At 67.6% G+C, this 17,465-nt stretch carries 17 protein-coding genes; 13 read left to right on the forward strand and 4 right to left on the reverse strand.

All coding sequences use genetic code 11. The features are described 5' to 3' along the window. The 7 genes from ABDJ85_RS02625 (at position 1) to ABDJ85_RS02655 (ending at position 8,122) form a co-directional block, all read left to right on the forward strand. Complete coding sequence (locus tag ABDJ85_RS02625) at positions 1–1,776, forward strand: branched-chain amino acid ABC transporter ATP-binding protein/permease (RefSeq protein WP_347703174.1); 1,776 nt, start codon at positions 1–3, stop codon at positions 1,774–1,776. A gap of 1 nt (position 1,777) precedes the next feature. After that, the gene (locus tag ABDJ85_RS02630) at positions 1,778–2,530 is read left to right on the forward strand and encodes an ABC transporter ATP-binding protein (protein WP_347703175.1); all 753 of its coding nucleotides are present in this window, start codon (positions 1,778–1,780) and stop codon (positions 2,528–2,530) included. A 7-nt stretch (positions 2,531–2,537) separates the two neighbouring features. Next, the gene (locus ABDJ85_RS02635) at positions 2,538–4,277 is read left to right on the forward strand and encodes an acyl-CoA dehydrogenase family protein (RefSeq protein WP_347703176.1); all 1,740 of its coding nucleotides are present in this window, start codon (positions 2,538–2,540) and stop codon (positions 4,275–4,277) included. A 7-nt stretch (positions 4,278–4,284) separates the two neighbouring features. Continuing rightward, entirely contained in the window at positions 4,285–4,770 is a 486-nt protein-coding gene (locus ABDJ85_RS02640) for a MarR family winged helix-turn-helix transcriptional regulator (protein WP_347703177.1), read from the forward strand. A 99-nt stretch (positions 4,771–4,869) separates the two neighbouring features. After that, positions 4,870–5,154, forward strand: a complete 285-nt coding sequence (locus ABDJ85_RS02645) for a YlcI/YnfO family protein (RefSeq protein ID WP_347703178.1) — start codon at positions 4,870–4,872, stop codon at positions 5,152–5,154. Continuing rightward, a complete protein-coding gene (locus ABDJ85_RS02650; RefSeq protein WP_347703179.1) occupies positions 5,151–5,477 on the forward strand; it encodes a type II toxin-antitoxin system RelE/ParE family toxin in 327 nt (108 codons plus the stop codon). Before ABDJ85_RS02645 ends, ABDJ85_RS02650 begins: the two co-directional genes overlap by 4 nt. A 401-nt stretch (positions 5,478–5,878) precedes the next feature. Next, on the forward strand, positions 5,879–8,122 hold the full coding sequence (locus ABDJ85_RS02655) for an nSTAND3 domain-containing NTPase (protein ID WP_347703180.1): 2,244 nt from the start codon (positions 5,879–5,881) through the stop codon (positions 8,120–8,122). Between the two features lie 440 nt (positions 8,123–8,562). Here the strand turns inward: ABDJ85_RS02655 and ABDJ85_RS02660 are convergent, their stop codons facing one another. Next, entirely contained in the window at positions 8,563–9,132 is a 570-nt protein-coding gene (locus ABDJ85_RS02660; RefSeq protein WP_347703181.1) for a 5-formyltetrahydrofolate cyclo-ligase, read from the reverse strand. A 35-nt stretch (positions 9,133–9,167) separates the two neighbouring features. On the opposite strand from ABDJ85_RS02660, the gene ABDJ85_RS02665 reads away from it, so the two are divergent. Both ABDJ85_RS02665 and ABDJ85_RS02670 read left to right on the forward strand, forming a co-directional pair. Further along, positions 9,168–9,593, forward strand: a complete 426-nt coding sequence (locus ABDJ85_RS02665; protein WP_347703182.1) for a TfoX/Sxy family protein — start codon at positions 9,168–9,170, stop codon at positions 9,591–9,593. A 128-nt stretch (positions 9,594–9,721) separates the two neighbouring features. Continuing rightward, entirely contained in the window at positions 9,722–11,392 is a 1,671-nt protein-coding gene (locus ABDJ85_RS02670; RefSeq protein ID WP_347703183.1) for a glycoside hydrolase family 43 protein, read from the forward strand. Here the strand turns inward: ABDJ85_RS02670 and ABDJ85_RS02675 are convergent. Next, positions 11,317–11,688, reverse strand: a complete 372-nt coding sequence (locus ABDJ85_RS02675; protein ID WP_347703184.1) for a DUF2917 domain-containing protein — start codon at positions 11,686–11,688, stop codon at positions 11,317–11,319. The two genes, ABDJ85_RS02670 and ABDJ85_RS02675, sit on opposite strands and share 76 nt — an antisense overlap. A 131-nt stretch (positions 11,689–11,819) precedes the next feature. Here ABDJ85_RS02675 and ABDJ85_RS02680 point away from each other — a divergent pair, with 131 nt between their 5' ends. Then, positions 11,820–12,794, forward strand: a complete 975-nt coding sequence (locus ABDJ85_RS02680) for a LysR substrate-binding domain-containing protein (protein WP_347703185.1) — start codon at positions 11,820–11,822, stop codon at positions 12,792–12,794. Here the strand turns inward: ABDJ85_RS02680 and ABDJ85_RS02685 are convergent. After that, positions 12,759–13,658, reverse strand: coding sequence for a LysR family transcriptional regulator (locus tag ABDJ85_RS02685; protein ID WP_347703186.1), 900 nt, complete (start codon positions 13,656–13,658; stop codon positions 12,759–12,761). The two genes, ABDJ85_RS02680 and ABDJ85_RS02685, sit on opposite strands and share 36 nt — an antisense overlap. A gap of 103 nt (positions 13,659–13,761) precedes the next feature. Here ABDJ85_RS02685 and ABDJ85_RS02690 point away from each other — a divergent pair, with 103 nt between their 5' ends. The 3 genes from ABDJ85_RS02690 to ABDJ85_RS02700 all read left to right on the forward strand — a co-directional run bounded on the left by ABDJ85_RS02690 (position 13,762) and on the right by ABDJ85_RS02700 (position 16,413). Next, positions 13,762–14,400 carry a glutathione S-transferase family protein gene (locus tag ABDJ85_RS02690; RefSeq protein WP_347703187.1) on the forward strand — a complete coding sequence of 213 codons (639 nt, stop codon included), beginning with the start codon at positions 13,762–13,764 and terminating at the stop codon, positions 14,398–14,400. 2 nt (positions 14,401–14,402) lie between these two features. Then, positions 14,403–15,344 carry a pyridoxamine 5'-phosphate oxidase family protein gene (locus tag ABDJ85_RS02695; RefSeq protein ID WP_347703188.1) on the forward strand — a complete coding sequence of 314 codons (942 nt, stop codon included), beginning with the start codon at positions 14,403–14,405 and terminating at the stop codon, positions 15,342–15,344. A 142-nt stretch (positions 15,345–15,486) separates the two neighbouring features. Then, entirely contained in the window at positions 15,487–16,413 is a 927-nt protein-coding gene (locus tag ABDJ85_RS02700; RefSeq protein ID WP_347703189.1) for a Tll0287-like domain-containing protein, read from the forward strand. Here ABDJ85_RS02700 and ABDJ85_RS02705 read toward each other — a convergent pair. Next, positions 16,399–17,454 carry an aromatic ring-hydroxylating dioxygenase subunit alpha gene (locus ABDJ85_RS02705; protein WP_347703190.1) on the reverse strand — a complete coding sequence of 352 codons (1,056 nt, stop codon included), beginning with the start codon at positions 17,452–17,454 and terminating at the stop codon, positions 16,399–16,401. The two genes, ABDJ85_RS02700 and ABDJ85_RS02705, sit on opposite strands and share 15 nt — an antisense overlap. Between the last annotated feature and the right edge of the window lie 11 nt (positions 17,455–17,465).

Consider the following 17,465-nt stretch of genomic DNA (forward strand, 5'->3'; position numbering starts at 1 on the left):
ATGAACGCCATTCGCCTTCGCTTCCTGCTCATCGCGGCCGCCGTGCTGCTGATGTCGCAGACCCCGGTGCCCGACCTCTGGATCACCAACCTCAACTACATCGGCCTCTTCGCCATCGCCAGCCTGGGCGTGGTGCTGCTCACCGGCGTGGCGGGCCTCACGTCCTTCGGGCAGGCGGCCTTTGTGGGCCTCGGGGCCTATGCCAGCGCCTACATCAGCTCGGTGCAGGGCATCTCGCCTTGGCTGGGGCTCTTCCTCGGGCTGGCCATCACGGCCAGCGTGGCCCTGGTGCTGGCGCTGCTCACGCTGCGCATGTCGGGCCACTACCTGCCGCTGGCCACCATCGCCTGGGCGCTGGCGCTGTACTACACCATGTCCAACATGGAGTTCCTGGGCAAGTACGACGGCCTGCTCAGCATCCCGCCGCTGTCCATCGGCAGCCTGGCCCTGACGCATGAGCGCGCCTACTGCCTGGTGATCTGGACCGTGGCGCTCATCGCGGCGGCCGGCGTGCTGCGGTTGCTGGACTCGCGCCCCGGGCGTGCCATCCGCGCGCTGCACGGCGGCAGCGTGATGGCCGAGGCCATGGGCGTCTCGACCTTTGGCTACAAGGTCAAGGTCTTCCTGATCGCGGCGCTGCTGGCCAGCGTCTCGGGCTGGCTGTTTGCGCACTTCCAGCGCGCCATCAACCCCTCGCCCTTCTCGCTGGGCAAGGGCATCGAATACCTCTTCATGGCCGTGCTGGGCGGCGTGGGCAGCGTGTGGGGGGCCTTCACCGGCGCCACCGTCATCAAGCTGCTGGAGGACCAGATCCAGGTCTGGCTGCCGCGCTTCATCGGCACGGGCAACTACGAGCTGCCGGTGCTGGGCGCCATCGTCGTGCTGCTGCTCAAGCACGCGCCCAAGGGCCTGTGGCCCTACCTGGAGCCCTGGCTGCCCAAGCTGCTGGCCATCGGCCAGCGCAAGCGCGACTGGGAGGCCGCCGCCGCCCTGCCGCTGCGCGACAAGCCCCAGCAAGGCCAGACCCTGCTGGAGGTGGTCGAGGTGCGCAAGGTCTTTGGTGGCCTGGTGGCCGTCAATGACGTGAGCTTCGACATCAAGGCCGGCGAGATCGTTGGCCTGCTCGGCCCCAATGGCGCGGGCAAGTCCACCACCTTCAACCTGATCACCGGCGTGGCCTCGCTCAGCAATGGCCGCGTGCGCCTGCTGGGCGAAGAAATCGGCGGCCTGCCCTCGCGCCTGATCGCGCGGCGCGGCGTCTCGCGCACCTTCCAGCACGTCAAGATGCTGCCCGAGATGAGCGTGCTCGAGAACGTGGCGCTGGGCGGCTATCTGCGCAGCCACGCGGGCATCCTGCGCTCGGTGGCGGGCCTGGCGCGCGACGAAGAGCGCCGCCTCTTCCGCGAGGCCGAGCGCCAGCTGGAGCGCGTGGGCCTGCGCGAGCAGATGCACGAGCCCGCCGGCAACCTGGCCCTGGGCCAGGCCCGGCTGATGGAGATTGCCCGCGCGCTGTGCGCCGACCCGGTGCTGCTGCTGCTGGACGAACCCGCCGCCGGCCTGCGCCACCAGGAGAAGCAAAGCCTCGGGCGCGTGCTGCGCCAGCTCAAGGGCGAGGGCATGAGCCTGCTGCTCGTCGAGCACGACATGGAGTTCGTCATGGACCTCACCGACCGCATCGTGGTGATGGAGTTCGGCACCAAGCTGATGGAAGGCACGCCCGCCGAGGTGCAGGCCAGCCCGCAGGTGCGCGCCGCCTACCTGGGCATGGAGCACTGAGATGACCCAAGCCACCAACACCCCATTGCTCGACGTCCGCGACCTGCACGCCGGCTACGGCCGTGCCGAGGTGCTCAGCGGCCTTGCGCTGCAATTGCAGCCCGGCTCGGTGCTCACCGTCATCGGCCCCAACGGCGCCGGCAAGTCCACCCTGCTCAATGCCTTGATGGGCGTGCTGCCCGCGCGCGGCGAGATCCGCTTTGACGGCCAGTCGTTGCAAGGCGCATCGCTCGAAGAGCGGGTGATGCAAGGCATCGCCCTCGTGCCCGAGAAGCGCGAGCTCTTCACCACCATGCCGGTCGAGGACAACCTCGTGCTGGGCGGCTACCGCCCCATGCGCCTGGGCCAACGTGACTGGATGAACCAGATCGAGGTCGTCTACCAGCTCTTCCCGCGCCTCAAGGAGCGCCGCCGCCAACTGGCCGGCACACTCTCGGGCGGCGAGCGGCAGATGCTGGCCCTGGGCCGCGCCATGATGAGCCAGCCCAAGCTGCTGATGCTTGACGAGCCCAGCCTCGGCCTCGCGCCGCTGGTGGTGCAGGAGATCTTCACCACCATCCAGCGCCTGCGCGCCACCGGCGTGAGCATCCTGCTCGTCGAGCAGAACGCCCGCGCCGCACTTGAAGTGGCTGACCACGGCTACGTGATCGAGAACGGCGAGATCGTGCTCTCCGGCCCGGCCCGAGAGCTGGCGCAGGACGACCGCGTGATCGACGCCTACCTCGGCGCCAAGCGCAAGCCCCAGCCCGCGTGAGAGGTTGATGGCCTACACCCCGCCGCTCGACTCGATGCAGTTCGTCATCGAGCAGGTGCTGCAAGCACCGACTGACTGGCAGCGCCTGCCGGCCCTGTCGGTCGCCGATGCCGACCTCGCCCGCGAAGTGCTGCAGCAAGCCGGCCGCCTGGCCACCGACACGCTCGCGCCGCTCAACGGCCCGGGCGACCTGCAAGGCTGCCGTTGGCAGGCTGGCGAGGTCCGCACCCCCGACGGCTACCCAGCCGCCTGGCAGCGCTTTGTGGAAGGCGGCTGGCCCGCCCTGGCCTGCGACGAGGCCGACGGCGGCCAGGGCCTGCCGCAGCTGCTCAATGTCGCGCTCTTCGAGATGCTGCCCGCCGCCAACCACGGCTGGACCATGTACGCCGGCCTGCTGCACGGCGCCTACGAAGCCCTGCGCCACACGGCCACGCCGCTGCTTCGCGACCGCTACCTGGCCGAGGTCGTGTCGGGCGAGACGCTCGTGACCATGAACCTCACCGAGCCCGCCGCCGGCAGCGACCTCGCGCTGCTGCGCTGCAAGGCCGAGCCGGTGACTCCAGGCGCGGTAGCGAATGGCGACACGGTTCGCATCACCGGCAGCAAGATCTTCATCTCAGGGGGCGAGCACGACCTCACCGCCAACATCCTGCACCTGGTGCTGGCGCGCCTGCCCGATGCCCCCGCCGGCACGCGCGGGCTCTCGCTTTTCCTCGTGCCCAAGACCCTGCCCGACGGGCGGCGCAACAGCGTCCACTGCGACGGCATCGAGCACAAGATGGGCATCCACGGGAGCGCCACCTGCCAGATGCGCTTTGAAGCCGCCGAAGGCTGGCTGCTGGGCGAGCCCGGCGGCGGCCTAGCCGCGATGTTCCTGATGATGAACTCGGCCCGCGTGCTCGTCGGGCTGCAGGGCGTCGGCCACCTGGAGGCCGCCACCCAGATTGCCGAAGGCTATGCGCAAGAGCGCCGCCAGTCCCGCGCGCCGGGCTCCAACGGGGGGCCCGACTTCATCGCCCAGCACCCGGCCATCCGCCGCATCCTGCTCGACCTGCGCGCCCAGGCCGAAGGCGCCCGCGTGCTGGCCTATGCCACCGGCCAGCAGCTGGACCGCGCCCAACACGCCGAAAGCACCGCCGAGCGGCTTGAAGCCCAGACCCTGCTCGCCGTGCTCACCCCCGTCGTCAAGGCCTACCTGACCCAGCTCGGCCACCAGGGCGCCGACCGCGCGCTCGGCGTGCTGGGCGGCTACGGCTATATGCACGACTACGGCGTCGAGCAGCACGTGCGCGACAGCCGCATCGCCATGATCTACGAGGGCACCAACGAGATCCAAGCCATCGACCTGCTCGTGCGCAAGATGCTCGGCAAGCCCGAGCACCTGGCCGCCCTGCTCGCGCTGCTGACCACCGAAGCCCAGGCCTGCGAGGCCGCCGCGCTACCCGCCTGGGCGACCGAGCTGGCCCAGCAGGCCGACACCGTCCGCATCGCCACCGAACAGCTGCGCGCTGCCACCGCGCAAGACCCCGAGCGCCCCTACCGCGTCGCCGACGACTACCTGCAAGGCGTCGCCCTCAGCCTCATGGCCTGGGCCTGGGCCCGCCTGGCCCGCGCCGCGCAGGCCTGCGCAGACAGCCCCGCACGCACCCAGCGCCTGGCCTGGGCCGAGCACGGCCGCCTCTGGCTGCTGCCCGCCGCCCGCGTGCACTGGGCCCTGGTTCAGGCCGACGCCCTGCCCCTGGGATGATCTCGCCATGCCAGACACCAAACCGAAGAAGACCGTTGTCGAGCCACGCGCCATGGAATCGGTGATCGGCTATCGCATCGCCCGCGCCAAGGTCGCCACCCAGGCGCTCTTCCAGCGCCATATCGGCAAGCCCTACAGCCTGCGCCCCGTCGAGTTCACGCTGCTGCTCATGCTGCAGGCCAACAAAGGCCTCGCGCCCAAGCAGCTGTGCAAGGCACTCACCCTGCCCGCCCCGCACCTCACCATCCTGCTCGACCGCCTGCAAGAGCGCGGCCTCATCGAACGCGTGCGCAGCAGCGTCGACCGCCGCTCACAGCAAGTGCTGCTCACCGAGCCGGGAGCCGAGCTCGCCGCCGAACTCGCCCGCCACGCCCCGCACATGGAAGACGACCTGCGCGGCTGCCTCACCACCGGCGAACGCGCCATGCTGATCGAGCTGCTCGACAAGGTGGCGAGCTATGCGGACAAGCTGTCGGATGCGGACGAGGCGTAACGGTCGGAACGCCATAACTCCCATCGAGTTGCGGAGGGCTTGTGCGTCGACTGCCGGATGCGAATTGTTGGCGTAGCACGTTTGCTATACATTCGCGCCATGCGCTCCGCCACCTTCCCTCCCATCCGCGTCGAGCCCGAGGTTCGGGCCGAAGTCGAAGCCGTCTTGCGCGAGGGCGAGTCGCTCACCCAGTTCATCGAGGAGGCGGTCGTTGCGGCCGCAGCCTGGCGTCGCGTGCAGGCCGAGTTCGTCAAGCGCGGCGAGGCGGCGATAGAGCGTTGGAAGCAAGAAGGCGGCGGCCGTACGGTCGACGAGGTCATGGCCGGCTTGCAAGGGCGCCTTGACGACGCAAAACGTCGAGCAGCTGGGCGCCCTGGCCGGTGACGCCCGTCTATCGCGTCACGCTGCTCGAAGAGGCGGTTGCCGACCTCCTGCGCCTGGAGGACTTCGCCATCGAACGTGAGCTCGCAAGTGACGCCCCGGATTGGGCGACGCCTCAACGCGCGCTCGACGCGATCCGCGAAGGGATGCGCCTACTGTCCTGGTCGCCTTTCACCTGCCGGAAGGCGGAACTGGGAAACGGCCGCTCGCGTGAATTGGTCGTGCCGTTTGGCAGCGCGGGCTATGTGGTGCTATTCGAGATTGTCGGCAACGACGTGGTCGTGGGCGCTGTTCGACACCAGCGCGAAGAGGACTACCGCCACTGAAGTTTGGAACCAGGCAAGGCAGCCGACGCCTAACTCGCCCGCCACGCCCCGCACACGGAAGACAAGGTGACGGACGCGGAAGAGGCTTGAGGGGCTGGGCGACGGGGTCTGTCGGACCGGTCGGCCAAGGCGTCGAGGCCCCTTCCCGTGAGGTTGGCTCAACGTGGTGGCCTACGGCGACGGCATAAGGCTGGAAGCGGTCGGTGCCAGTCAAGCGAATTTCACCAGCATCGAGGCACAGAATGCATGCTCAGATGGCTGGCTGCGGTCACTTCGGCATCATGAACGCTTATGGTTCTCCGCGCCATTGACCCGGCCAACTATCTCATTACGTCTATCGCAGTCGATACCGCGCAGGCAGCGGACGCAATGGTGCTAGTCAAATGCAAAAAGGGAGCGCCGTGTCATCGCACGATTTCCATCAGCTTTCTCCGATTGATTTTGAAGGACTGGTTCGAGACCTTCTTCAAGCCGAATTGCAAATCCGTCTCGAGAGCTTTGGTCCGGGAAAAGATGGCGGAATTGACTTCCGTTTTGCAAGGTCGGGCGTGGATTTGATTGTTCAAGCCAAGCACTACGCCGGCAGCACCGCGAAGGCATTGCTCCGTGCCGCAAGAGCCGAGGACGCGAAGGTCGCGGTGCTAAAGCCCACTCGGTACATCCTTGTCACTTCTCAGTCGCTGACGCCGCATCAGAAGGATGCGCTCATTGCGGCCATGCCCAGTGCGCCCTTGGCCAAGGGAGACGTTCTTGGCAAAGAGGACCTCAACAACCTCCTTTCGAGGCACCCCGAAGTTCTTCGAAGTCACTTCAAGCTGTGGCTGACTGATGTGCACACCCTGGAGCGGATAGTCCATAGCGGCGTCTACAACCGGACGGATGCCGAGCTTGACATCATCAAACGAGTGGTCCCACGGTTTGTGCACAACGACAGCGTCGCAAAGGCTGAAGCCGTCCTCGAGAGGCGCGGCGCGCTCATCATTGCCGGCGACCCTGGCGTCGGGAAGACGACGCTTGCTCGTGCTCTGACCTGGCTCCATCTTGAGCAAGGCTGGAAGGTCTTCGTCGTCGATGACCTCAAGGAGGCGATGGCGGTTTGCACGCCGGGCGAGAAGCGCCTCATCGTGCTCGATGACTTCCTCGGACAGATTAGTCTTTCGAACACCACGGTCCGTGACGTTGACCAGAGGCTACCGACTTTCCTCGACCGAGTCCGCTACAACAAGGACATCCGGTTCATCCTGACGACGCGAGGCTACCTGTTGCGGCAAGCACAGCTTGAGTCCACACGACTCGAGTCGGCCGATTTGAAGGCGGCCGAAGTCGTCATCCACGTGGGCGACTACACGCGAAGGATTCGCGCTGCAATCGTCTTCAACCACATCTACTTCTCTGGACTCACCCTAGAGGAGAAAGAAGCGCTCTTGCGAGACCATTTCTACTTAAACATGGTCGACCACAGGAATTTCAGTCCACGGCTAATCGACTTGCTGACTTCGCCCGACTATCAAGGACACCAAACAACTCCGATACGAGAAGTCGTCGCGCGTGTCCTGGAAAATCCAGTCGAGCTGTGGGCGACGCCATATCGTTCTCACTTCAGCGAGGACTCAAGAAGAGTGATGCTCGTCCTCTTCTTTTCCGCCTTCATTCCGAATACTGATGATGTGATTCGAACCTTCTCCCGGCTGGTATCACGCGCCGAGCACCGGGCCCACGTTGAGCCCCTAATCGGCCGATTTCGGCAAGCAGTGAAGCCTTTGGATGGCTCGGTCGTCAGTTCCTTTGGTGCCGAAATTGATTTCAGCAATCCTGGCGTACGGGACTTCGTGAGTGCAGTCATCATTGAGGACCGGCTTCTGTCTTCGCTTCTTGGGGCGATGGAGTCTTTCGAGGAAATTGGGGAAGCGTTTAAGTTCTACGTGAGGAACGTTGACGCGCTCGACATGACTGCTCCGAAGGCGTCTGAGTGGGTGGATGCGCTCCGAAGAACTCTTCGCAGCGGGGTGATGGGGCGGGTGATGGCAATCGACCTGGGGCTGGAGATGGGACGCTTCTTCGGCGAGGATGCTGGAAGTACGCTTGAATTTGTTGAGGAGATTTTGCAGTCGTTGTCCGTCGACGAACACGACGCATCAGGAGAAGTCTTCTACCGAAGTGCACTCAACCACTACGGCGAGCTCACACGAGATAGGCAGCTTCTTGTGCCATCAATCGGAACGCTTGTTGACCAGCTGACGAACATGCTGTTTGAAAGCGGCCACGAGCTGAGTCTCGATGAGATATCCGCTATCAACAAGGCAATTCGCGAGAGCGGAGAAGGTAGCCTCAATCTCTACGATGCGACACGAGAAGCCCTGAGGGTGTACCTGGGCGAGCTGCAAAGCAAATTGGACGATATCTCATCGCCTGATGAGCTCGACGACCGCGAAGCGGACTTGAGGAACATTCTTAATGGCTATGGGCTGAGACTTGAGCCTGAACACGAGAGGGTGCTCGATATCCGTCGAGCGATGGTCGAAGACGAATCTAATAGCTCAAGTTCTTACTACCCTACGACATCGAAGTCAGAGGCCGGCCAGGATGTAACCGATGATGAGGTCAAGTCGCTCTTTGGAACGCTTCTTGCCAAAGTCGAGCAATAGTGCAATGTCATAGCCTTTCGCGCATTTTCCAGCGCGGCCAGATGAGCTGTAGAAATTCAGCTCCCAAGGAACTCGGCCACCTGGGCCGTTCCGGGCAAACCGGTCGAAATCAGCGAGGGCATCGCGCTGGAGCGGGCGGTCTACTGGGCTGGAAACACACATTCAGGGACCAGTGGCGCGAGAAGAAAGCCGGCGACGGTAGCACCCGCTCTACGTTCTGGAACGGGAGGCTTGGATCAGTCACGTACTTAGCCGCCATCATTGGTGAGCGACGGCACAAGGCTCCTCGATTGCGCTCGTTCAAGTGAGGCCGCCGTGCCCAACAGCTTTCCCAACCGACTGCGCAGCGAAGGACTGCAATCGCTGCACAGCGGTCGGTAGCAAGCTCACGAAGTTCGATGGCATCGGACCCGACCACTGCGCCCCGCTCACCCGCCGCCCTACTCCCCCCAAACCACCCCTTCATCCGTCAGGATCGCATCCAGCGGCGCCTCATCCGTCAGCGCTTGCAGCCCCGGCACCCAGCTCACGCTGTAGGCCAGGCCCACGGTGACGAGCTCGGGTTGGCGGGCGCGCAGGGTGCGGGCGACAAAGCCGCCGCCGTAGCCCACGCGCAGGCCGCCGGCGCCGTAGCCGAGGCAGGGCACGAGCAGCAGTTGGGGCTCGAACTGCTCGGTGTCTTTGGGCTTGAGGATGCCGAAGGCGTCTTCCTCCATGGGGCAGCCGGGGTACCAAACGTGGTAGCTGAGCGTGCCTGCGGTCTTGTGTTTGACGGGCAGGCCGATGCGCCGCTCGGGGTGGTTCTCGCCCCAGCGGTAGAGCGAGGGCAGGGGGTCGAACTCGCCCTTGATGGGCCAGTAGGCGCCGATGCGCTGCTCCTTGCGGCGCAGCAGCCAGACTTGCAGCACCTCTTGCAGGTGCTCGCTGCGCTGCGCGCGGTCGGGCAGCTCGGTGCGCAGCTCCAGCAGCACTTCGCGCAGGGCGCGGCGGGGGTCGGTGGCGTCGGACATCAAAGGGGGTCTAGTGAGACGCTTACATTGTGGCCATGGATGACTTCACCGCCCTGTGTGTCGAACTCTTCAGCCCGCTGGGGCCGGTGCGATCGCGCCGCATGTTCGGCGGGCAAGGGGTGTACGTGGATGGTCTCTTCATCGCGATCATCGACGACGGGCAGTGCTTCCTCAAGACCGATGCCACCACGCGTGAGCGCTTTGTGGCGGCCGGCTGCGTGCCGTTCTGCTTCAACCACAAGGACGGCGAGTTGGTGGAGACGAGCTACTTCCGCCCGCCGGAGGACGCGATGGAGTCGCCCGCACTGATGCTGCCCTGGGCGCGGCTGGCGCTGGAGGCGGCGTTGCGCGCGGCGAACGCGAAAGTGGCCAAGGTGGCAAAGGCTGCCCGGCCGCGCAAACCCGGGAAGACACCAGCCGAGGCACCCGCCAAGAAAGCCACCAAGCCCCGCAAGGCTTAAAGCGTCGGCCAGGCATAGCCGAGCCATCGGCGCCGCTCAAATTTGCATCGCTCGTGCGGGCGGCCTGCATTAGGCTCCGGGGCCCTGCTCTCCCAAGAGCCGCCACCGCTGGCGGCAAGACGCCCCCCATGCAAAAACCCTGGCTCACCACCCTTGCGGCCTGCGCGGCTGCGCTCACCATGTCCACCAGCGCTCAGGCCACCACCAAGGCTGATACCAAGGCAGACACCAAAGCCAAGCCCGCCATGCCGGCCACCTTCAAGAACCCGGTGGTCAGCGGTTTTGCGTCGGACCCCAGCGTCTGCCGCAAGGGCGATGACTACTACCTGGTCACCAGCACCTTCGAGTACCTGCCGGGCCTGCCGGTCTATCACAGCAAGGACCTGGTGCACTGGCGCCATATCGGCAATGCGCTGTCGCGCGAGTCGCAGCTGACCTTCCCGGGCCGCAAGAGCTCAAAGGCCATCTTTGCGCCCACCATCCGCTGCCAGCCCGACGCGTTCTACATCATCAACACCGACGTCGAAGGCATCGGCAACTTCGTGATCAGCGCCAAGGACCCGGCCGGCCCTTGGTCTGACCCTGTGCGCATCCCCGAGCCCGAGTTCGGCATGGACCCGTCGCTGCTGTTCGACGACGACGGCACCGTCTACTACACGCGCCACGGCGGCCTGCGCAATGGCGGCGCCTACCAAGCCATCATCGACCTCAAGACCGGCAAGCTCAAAGAGCCCGCGAAGGAGATCTGGAAGGGCATGGGCGGCGTGTGGCCCGAGGGCCCGCACCTCTACAAGATCAATGGCTGGTACTACCTGATGATTGCCGAGGGCGGCACGTCCTACGAGCACCGCATCACCATGGCCCGCTCGCGCTCGCCCTGGGGGCCGTTTGAGCCGCACCCGGACAACCCGCTGCTCACCCACATGAACCGGCCGGACGCGCTGTTCCAGGCCCTGGGGCATGCCGACCTCGTCTCCACGCCCGAGGGCAATTGGTGGATCACGCTGCTGGGCATCCGCTCACAGAAGGTGGATGGCAAGGGCCACCACCACATCGGCCGCGAGACCCTGCTGGCGCCGGTGAAGTGGCGTGCCGACGGCTGGCCCGAGATTGGCCAGAACCGCGAGCTGCCGCAGCCCCAGTCCACCGCCGGCCTGCCCGGCTGGCACCCCTGGCCGGCCGCAGCCGTGCGCGAGAGCTTCTCGGCCAAGAAGCCGCTGCCGCTGCACTGGAGCTTTGTGCGCACCTATGCCACGGGCCAGTGGTCGCTGACCGACAAGCCCGGCAGCCTGCGCCTGCTGGGCAGCAAGACGGGCCTGGAGAGCCTGGAGGCCACGCCGACCTTCATTGGCCGCCGCCAGACCCACCTGCACCAGCGCTTCACCACCGAGGTCAACTTCAGCCCCAAGGATGCGGGTGATGCGGCCGGCGTGGCGCTGCGGATGAACGAGTCGCACCACCTGCTGCTCGGCATCAGCGCTGCGGACAAGGGTCGCCAACTGCAATGCGTGCAACGCCTGGCCGACAAGCCCATCGTGCACGGCACGGCCGCGCTGCCCGAGGGCCCGGTGCAACTGCAGGTGGACGCCACGCCCACGACCTACAGCTTGAGCTGGCGCGCCGGTGGCAAGAAGCCGGGCGCCTGGCAAGCACTGTGCAGCGTGCCCACCTACCAGCTCTCGACCGAGACCTCGTCCGGCTTCACCGGCGTCTATATGGGCCTCTACGCCCACGCCCCCAGCGGCGGCCGCACCCCGGCCGACTTCGCCTGGGTGGACTTTGAGGCCACGGGCGACTGAGCCTTTGCACCGCCACTGGCTGCGGCCGGCGGCGGCAGCAGCACCTGGACGCTGGCCGCCGGCCAGCCCTCCAGCACCGCCCGCTGCCCGGCCGGCACGGTGAAGGCCTCGCCCGGCCGCAGCCAGTGGTCCTGCGCGGCGGCGGCGGGGCCGCCGTCCAGCGTCAGCCAGACCCGGCCCCGGCAGGCCACCACCTGACGCGCGACCGACGCCGGCTGCAGGCTCAGGGCCTGGCCCGGGGGCAGCGCCCACAGGGCAGGGGCTTCCAGGCTGTGCGGTTGTTGCGAATCAAGCATCGATGCCTCCATCGGGGCTGAGGGGATGTCTGTGGGGCACCAAGGGCTCTGGCCCCTGGTGAACCGCATTCTTCCGGCCACGGCGCAGGGCGTCCAATGATTCCGCCCCGCTGGATTGATACCATCGGCGCATGAATGCCCCGATCCGCCAGCGCCCCTTGTCCATCGGCCCCTTGCGCGCCTTCGAGGCCGTGGCACGGCGCCTGTCCTTCCGCGCGGCGGCCGAGGAGCTGTCCCTCACCCAGAGCGCCGTCAGCCGCCAGATCCAGGCCCTGGAGGAAGAGATCGGCTGCACCCTCTTCTTGCGTGGCACGCGCAAGGTCGAGCTCAGCAGTGACGGCGCCGCCCTGCTGCCCGCCGCCGTCGCGGCGCTGGAGCGGCTGGACCGCGCGGTGCGCCAGATCCGCCGCACGCGGGGGCGCCGGGTGGTCAATGTCACCACCTTCGCCTCCTTTGCCTCGCTGTGGCTGATCCCGCGCCTGGCGGACTTCCAGGCCCGGCATCCCGACATCGACATCCGCGTCCACGCCGACGACCGCATCGCCGACCTTGACGCCAGCGAGCACGACGTGGCCCTGCGCTACACCGCCCGCGAGCTGCCGCCCGAGCATGCCGACCTGTTGTTCGTCGAGCTCCTCAGCCCCCTGGTCAGCCCCGACTACGCCGCTCGCGCGAGTCAGGGTGACCTGCCCCCGCTGCGCCGCCCCGCTGACCTGGCCCGCCACTCCCTGACCGAAGAGGACGACTGCCGCCCCAGCGCCGGCGTGCTGAGCTGGCGCCACTGGCTCTCGGCCCACGGCCTGCCGGAGCTGCAGCCGCAGCGCTGGATGTACTTCAACTTCACCTACCAGCAGATCCAGGCCGCCCTCACCGGCCAGGCCGCCGCCCTCGGGCGCCTGCCCATGGTCCAGGAGCACCTGACCCGGGGCGAACTCATCGAGCCCTTCGGCCCCGAAGGCCGCCTGCCCAGCCCCTACGCCTACTGGCTGGTGGCTCCGCCCGCCGCCCGCGCGCGGCCTGAGGTGCAGGCGTTTGTGGAGTGGGTGCAGGCGCAGGCGGCTGAACCAGCCCTAGACCGCGCCTTGAAGGAGCGGCAACGCGCGTAGCCGCTCGGCCGCGAACTGCACAAAGTGCCGCACCTTGGCAGCCGCCAGGCGGCCACCGGGGTAGACGAGGTGGACGGGCACGGGCGGGGGCTCGTGGGCCGCGAGGATGATGCGCAGGCGGCCGTCGCGCACTTCGTCAGTGACTTGGTAGGCCAGGGCGCGCGTGATGCCCAGCCCCGCCACCGTGGCGGCGACCTTGGTGACATTGCTGTTGACGACGAGGCGCTCGCTCTCGGGCCGTTCGGCATCCCCAAAGCCCCAGCCGATGCGGCCCTGGCCCTCGATGGCGAAGCCCACGCCCTGGTGGCGAGCCAGGTCGGCGGGGGACTGCGGCTCGCCCCGCTGGGCGAGGTAGGCGGGCGCGGCCACGCGCACCACGCGCATCTGGCCCACGGGCACGGCGGTGAGGCCGGAGTCAGGCAGGGTGGCGATGCGCAGCGCCACGTCAAAACCCTCGTCGATCAAATGCACGACGCGGTTGCTGAAGAAGACCCGGGCGTTGACCTCGGGGTGGCGGCCCAGAAACTCAAAGAGCAGCGGCGCGACATGGCGCTGGCCAAAGAGCTCGGGCGCCGTGACGGCCAGCTGGCCTTGCGGGCGCTGCCCCAGGCCGGTGACCGCCGCCTCGGCCGCATCCAGGCTGGCCAGCACCTGGCGGGTGTCGGCCAGGAACTGCTCGCCCACCTCGGTGAGCCGCAGGCTGCGCGTGGTGCGCACGATGAGGGCCGCGCCCAGGCGCTTCTCCAGCGCGGCCAATGCACGGGTGGCGGCCGGGGCCGAGATCTCGCGGCGGCGCGCGGCCTCGGCGAGGCTGCCGCCCTCGGCCACGGCCACAAAGACGCGCAGGTTGTCGAGGTGGTCCATGGGTTTGTTGCCCCAATTGCAATTCTGAAGTTTGGATTGAACCATTTCATTCAGGAGCTGCAAGGCCTACGCTGCGGGCTCGTTCAATTCGGAGCCCGCCACCATGGCCAATGACCGCCCCCTCATCGAACTCGACGGCTTTCGCCTCTCGGGCCATGTGCACCGCGCGCGCCTGATGCTGTCCCTGCTGGGTCTGCCCTTCAAGGAGCACGAGATCGACCTGCCCAAGGGCGAGCACAAGCAGCCCGAGTTCCTGGCGCGCAATGTCTTCGGGCAGGTGCCCGTGCTGCGCGACGGCGAGCTGCAGTTGGCCGACAGCAATGCCATCTGCGTCTACCTGGCCGGCACGTACGACGCGAGCCGCCGCTGGTGGCCCACCGAGCCGCTGGCGCAGGCGCAGGTCCAGCGCTGGCTGAGCGCGGCGGCCGGGCCGCTGGCGTTTGGGCCCAGCATCGTGCGCGCCGCGCGGCTCTTCAAGCGGCCGCTGGAGGCCTCGCCCAGCGCCGTGGCCGAGCGGCTCTTCAAGACCATGGAGGCCCACCTGGAGGGCCGCGACTGGCTGGCGCTGGACCACGCCACGTTGGCCGATGTGGCCATGTACACCTACACCGCCCATGCGCCCGAAGGCGGCCTGTGGCTGGACGACTACCCGCGCATCCGCGCCTGGCTGGCGCGCGTGGAGGCGCTGCCTGGCTTTGTGGGCATGACGCGCTCGGCACTGCCCGAGCGGGCGGCGGCCTGAGCATGGGCTCGCCCTTCCATGCTGGCGAGCAGGCGCTGCAGGCGCGCCTGGGCGTGCGCGAGCGGCTGGAGGAGGTGGGCGGCCGGGTGATCCGTGACCACATGCCCGACCAGCACCGCGAGCTGTTCGAGAAGCTGCCCACGCTCTGGCTGGCCACCCAGGACGACGCCGGCCAACCCTGGGCCAGCGTCGTCACGGGCACGCCGGGTTTTGTGCGCAGCCCGGATGTGCGCCACCTGGACGTGGCCACGTTGCCTGACCCTGCCGACCCGGCGCGCGAGGGCTTGCGGCCCGGCGCCGCCATCGGCCTGCTGGGCCTGGAGCCGCACACCCGCCGCCGCAACCGCATGAACGGCCCCGTCGTGGCCGTCGGGCCCGAGGGCTGGCGCGTGGCCGTGGCGCAGAGCTTTGGCAACTGCCCCAAGTACATCCAGGCCCGGCAGCCGTCGCCGCGCATGGGCCCCGGCCCGGGCGAGGCGACGCCCGAAGGGCCGGCGCTCAGCGCCGCAGCGCGCCAGCTGGTCGCGGCGAGCGACACGCTCTTCATCGCCAGCCGCAGCAGCACCCGGGGCAGCGTGGCCCCGGCTGGGCTGGACCTGTCGCACCGCGGCGGGCGGCCGGGCTTTGCGCGGCTCAGCCAGGCTCCCGACGGCGGCGACCTGCTGACCCTGCCCGACTATGTCGGCAACTTCATGTTCAACACCCTGGGCAACCTGCTGGACTGGCCGCAGGCGGGCCTGCTCTTCATCGACTGGCAGCAGGGCCATGTGCTGCAACTGGCGGTGTCGGCGCGCATCGAGTTCGACCTCACGCCGGCCGACCAGGCAGAGCACCCTGGCGCGCTGCGCCTGCTTCAGCTGCAGGTGCTCAGAGGCTGGTGGCGGCCTCATGCGCTGCCGCTCACCTGGACCGCGGCCGCGCTGGCACCGCAGTTCACCGCCTGAAACTGCTCGCTGAAGTCGCAACAGGTGTTTCAAGCTGCTACGGCGTGTCAAAACTGCCCCGCTTTTCGGGGTGTCTGCGTCTCGCCTGCGTCATCAAAACCGGCTCCAATGCGACGCCCTGCGCGCCACCCAAGAGCCAAAGATGACCAGCACGCCTCCGTCCTCCGCCCCCACGCCTAGCCGCCCCCGCCGTCGCCTGCTGTGGTGGGCACCGCCCATCGTCATCGTCGCGGGGCTGGGCTTGTCGATCTGGTCGTGGACGACCTCGCTGCTGGAGATGCAGTCGGTGTCCGAGGCGCGCACTGTGGCCGACTTTGTCGAGAACGTCGGGCGCTGGGCCTCACGCTACGGCGGCGTGCACGTGCGCACCGTGGGCACGCACAACGCCATCCCGGGCAACTTCCTGACCCGCACTGCCTACTCGCTCAATGCGGACCAGGTGGCCACGCTGTCAGCTGCGATGGCGCCCGACCTCAAGTCGCTCGAGACCTACCACTGGAAAAACCCGGCGCTGATCCAGCGTGAGGTGGCCGACGTGGTGGCCGAGTCGGGCAGCAAGGCCAGCTTCCGGCTCACGGCCGCCTCGGTGCTGAACACCGGCAATGCGCCCAATGAGTTCGAGAAGCGCGCGATGGGCGCCATCCGCGATGCCGCCAACGTTGATGCCAAGTCCGCCGCGGCGCAGGAGTACTGGGAAGTGCAGGGGCGCCGCCTCTATTTCGGGCGCTCGGTCGTGGCACAAAAGACTTGCCTGCGTTGCCATGACAAGGCCGAGAACGCGCCGGAGTTCCTGCGCACCAATGTCGCCTTCAACGGCGGCGGTGGCTTTGGCTATGTGGAAGGCAAGCCGGCCGGCTTGATCAGCGTGAACCTGCCGCTGCCCGAGCCCGCCAGCATGCTGCGCCACATGCCGCTGGCCACCTGGGCCGGCATCACGCTGGTGGCACTGGGCCTGGCCTGGGGTGTCTCGACCCTGGTGCGCGCCCGTGACGCCGCACGCCGCCGCGCCGAGGCCCGCCGTGCCCGTGAGGCACGGCGCAGCCGCCGCTCGTCGTCAAGTCGCAGTTGATGCGGCGCTGGCCGCCGCTTCAGCGGCCAGCAAGCGCTCCAGCACCTTGCGCGACTGCACGCCGCCTGAGTCGATGTTGAGCATCAGCAGCTGACGGCCCGGAAACTCCAGCAGGTTCTTTTGCTGTTGCTCCAGCATCTGCAGGTCTTCGCCGAACACCTTGCCCTGGCCGGCGCGGATGGTGGCCGTCAGCTCGGCGTCCTCGGGCTTGAAGCGCCGCGCCATGCCCCAGAAGTAGTGGATCGAGGTGTCGGTCTCGGGGGTGATGAAGTCCACCACGATGCTGCTGGCCTTCTTGTCTTTGGGCGCATCAATGCCGCCATGGCCCGCCAGCGCCACGCCGACTTCGATCATGACGTGGCTCGGCGGCACGAAGTGGCAGACCTGCCAGCGGTCGACGTCGGCACTGTCGTCGAGGCCGTTGCCACGCATGGCCATCTGCCAGAACGGCGGGGCCTTGATGTTCTGCATGAAGCGGCTGGTGATGACTTCGTCGCCCTCCACACGCGTGGCTGGCGGGGCCTCGTCGATCTCGGGCTGGCCGATGCTGTCGCTGTGCACATAGGTCTCGTGCGTCAGGTCCATCAGGTTGTCGACCATCAGCCGGTAGTCACAGGCGATGTGATACAGCCCGCCGCCATAGGCCCACTCGGGGCTTTCGGCCCACTCCAGGTGGTGGATCTTGTCGGGGTCGGCCGCCGCCGCATCACCCGGCCAGACCCAGATGAAGCCATAGCGCTCGATCACCGGATAGGCCTTGACGGGCGGAAAGCCGCGCACGCGCTGCTCGGGCATGGACACCGTGCGGCCGTCGCAGCCCATCACCAGGCCGTGATAGCCACACACCAGCTTGCCCTCGCAAACGCGGCCGAGCGACAGCGGCGCGCCCCGGTGGGGGCAAAAGTCCTCGGTCGCCGCCACCTTGCCGCTGGCATCGCGCCAGAAAACCATGGGCTGGTTGCAGATGCGGCGCCCCAGCGGGCGGGTGGCAGAGAGCTCGTCGCTTGAGGCGGCGACGTACCAGGTGTTGAGCAAAAACATGGGCAACCTCT

The organism is Roseateles paludis, assembly GCF_039872745.1.
Classification (GTDB): domain Bacteria; phylum Pseudomonadota; class Gammaproteobacteria; order Burkholderiales; family Burkholderiaceae_C; genus Pelomonas; species Pelomonas paludis.

Bases quoted from the DNA above. Each gene is read 5' to 3' on its own strand.
- ABDJ85_RS02625 (WP_347703174.1), top strand. From the start codon at position 1: ATGAACGCCATTCGCCTTCGCTTCCTGCTCATCGCGGCCGCCGTGCTG.
- ABDJ85_RS02630 (WP_347703175.1), top strand. From the start codon at position 1,778: ATGACCCAAGCCACCAACACCCCATTGCTCGACGTCCGCGACCTGCAC.
- ABDJ85_RS02635 (WP_347703176.1), top strand. From the start codon at position 2,538: ATGGCCTACACCCCGCCGCTCGACTCGATGCAGTTCGTCATCGAGCAG.
- ABDJ85_RS02640 (WP_347703177.1), top strand. From the start codon at position 4,285: ATGCCAGACACCAAACCGAAGAAGACCGTTGTCGAGCCACGCGCCATG.
- ABDJ85_RS02645 (WP_347703178.1), top strand. From the start codon at position 4,870: ATGCGCTCCGCCACCTTCCCTCCCATCCGCGTCGAGCCCGAGGTTCGG.
- ABDJ85_RS02660 (WP_347703181.1), bottom strand. From the start codon at position 9,132: ATGTCCGACGCCACCGACCCCCGCCGCGCCCTGCGCGAAGTGCTGCTG.
- ABDJ85_RS02665 (WP_347703182.1), top strand. From the start codon at position 9,168: ATGGATGACTTCACCGCCCTGTGTGTCGAACTCTTCAGCCCGCTGGGG.
- ABDJ85_RS02670 (WP_347703183.1), top strand. From the start codon at position 9,722: ATGCAAAAACCCTGGCTCACCACCCTTGCGGCCTGCGCGGCTGCGCTC.
- ABDJ85_RS02675 (WP_347703184.1), bottom strand. From the start codon at position 11,688: ATGCTTGATTCGCAACAACCGCACAGCCTGGAAGCCCCTGCCCTGTGG.
- ABDJ85_RS02680 (WP_347703185.1), top strand. From the start codon at position 11,820: ATGAATGCCCCGATCCGCCAGCGCCCCTTGTCCATCGGCCCCTTGCGC.
- ABDJ85_RS02685 (WP_347703186.1), bottom strand. From the start codon at position 13,658: ATGGACCACCTCGACAACCTGCGCGTCTTTGTGGCCGTGGCCGAGGGC.
- ABDJ85_RS02690 (WP_347703187.1), top strand. From the start codon at position 13,762: ATGGCCAATGACCGCCCCCTCATCGAACTCGACGGCTTTCGCCTCTCG.
- ABDJ85_RS02695 (WP_347703188.1), top strand. From the start codon at position 14,403: ATGGGCTCGCCCTTCCATGCTGGCGAGCAGGCGCTGCAGGCGCGCCTG.
- ABDJ85_RS02700 (WP_347703189.1), top strand. From the start codon at position 15,487: ATGACCAGCACGCCTCCGTCCTCCGCCCCCACGCCTAGCCGCCCCCGC.
- ABDJ85_RS02705 (WP_347703190.1), bottom strand. From the start codon at position 17,454: ATGTTTTTGCTCAACACCTGGTACGTCGCCGCCTCAAGCGACGAGCTC.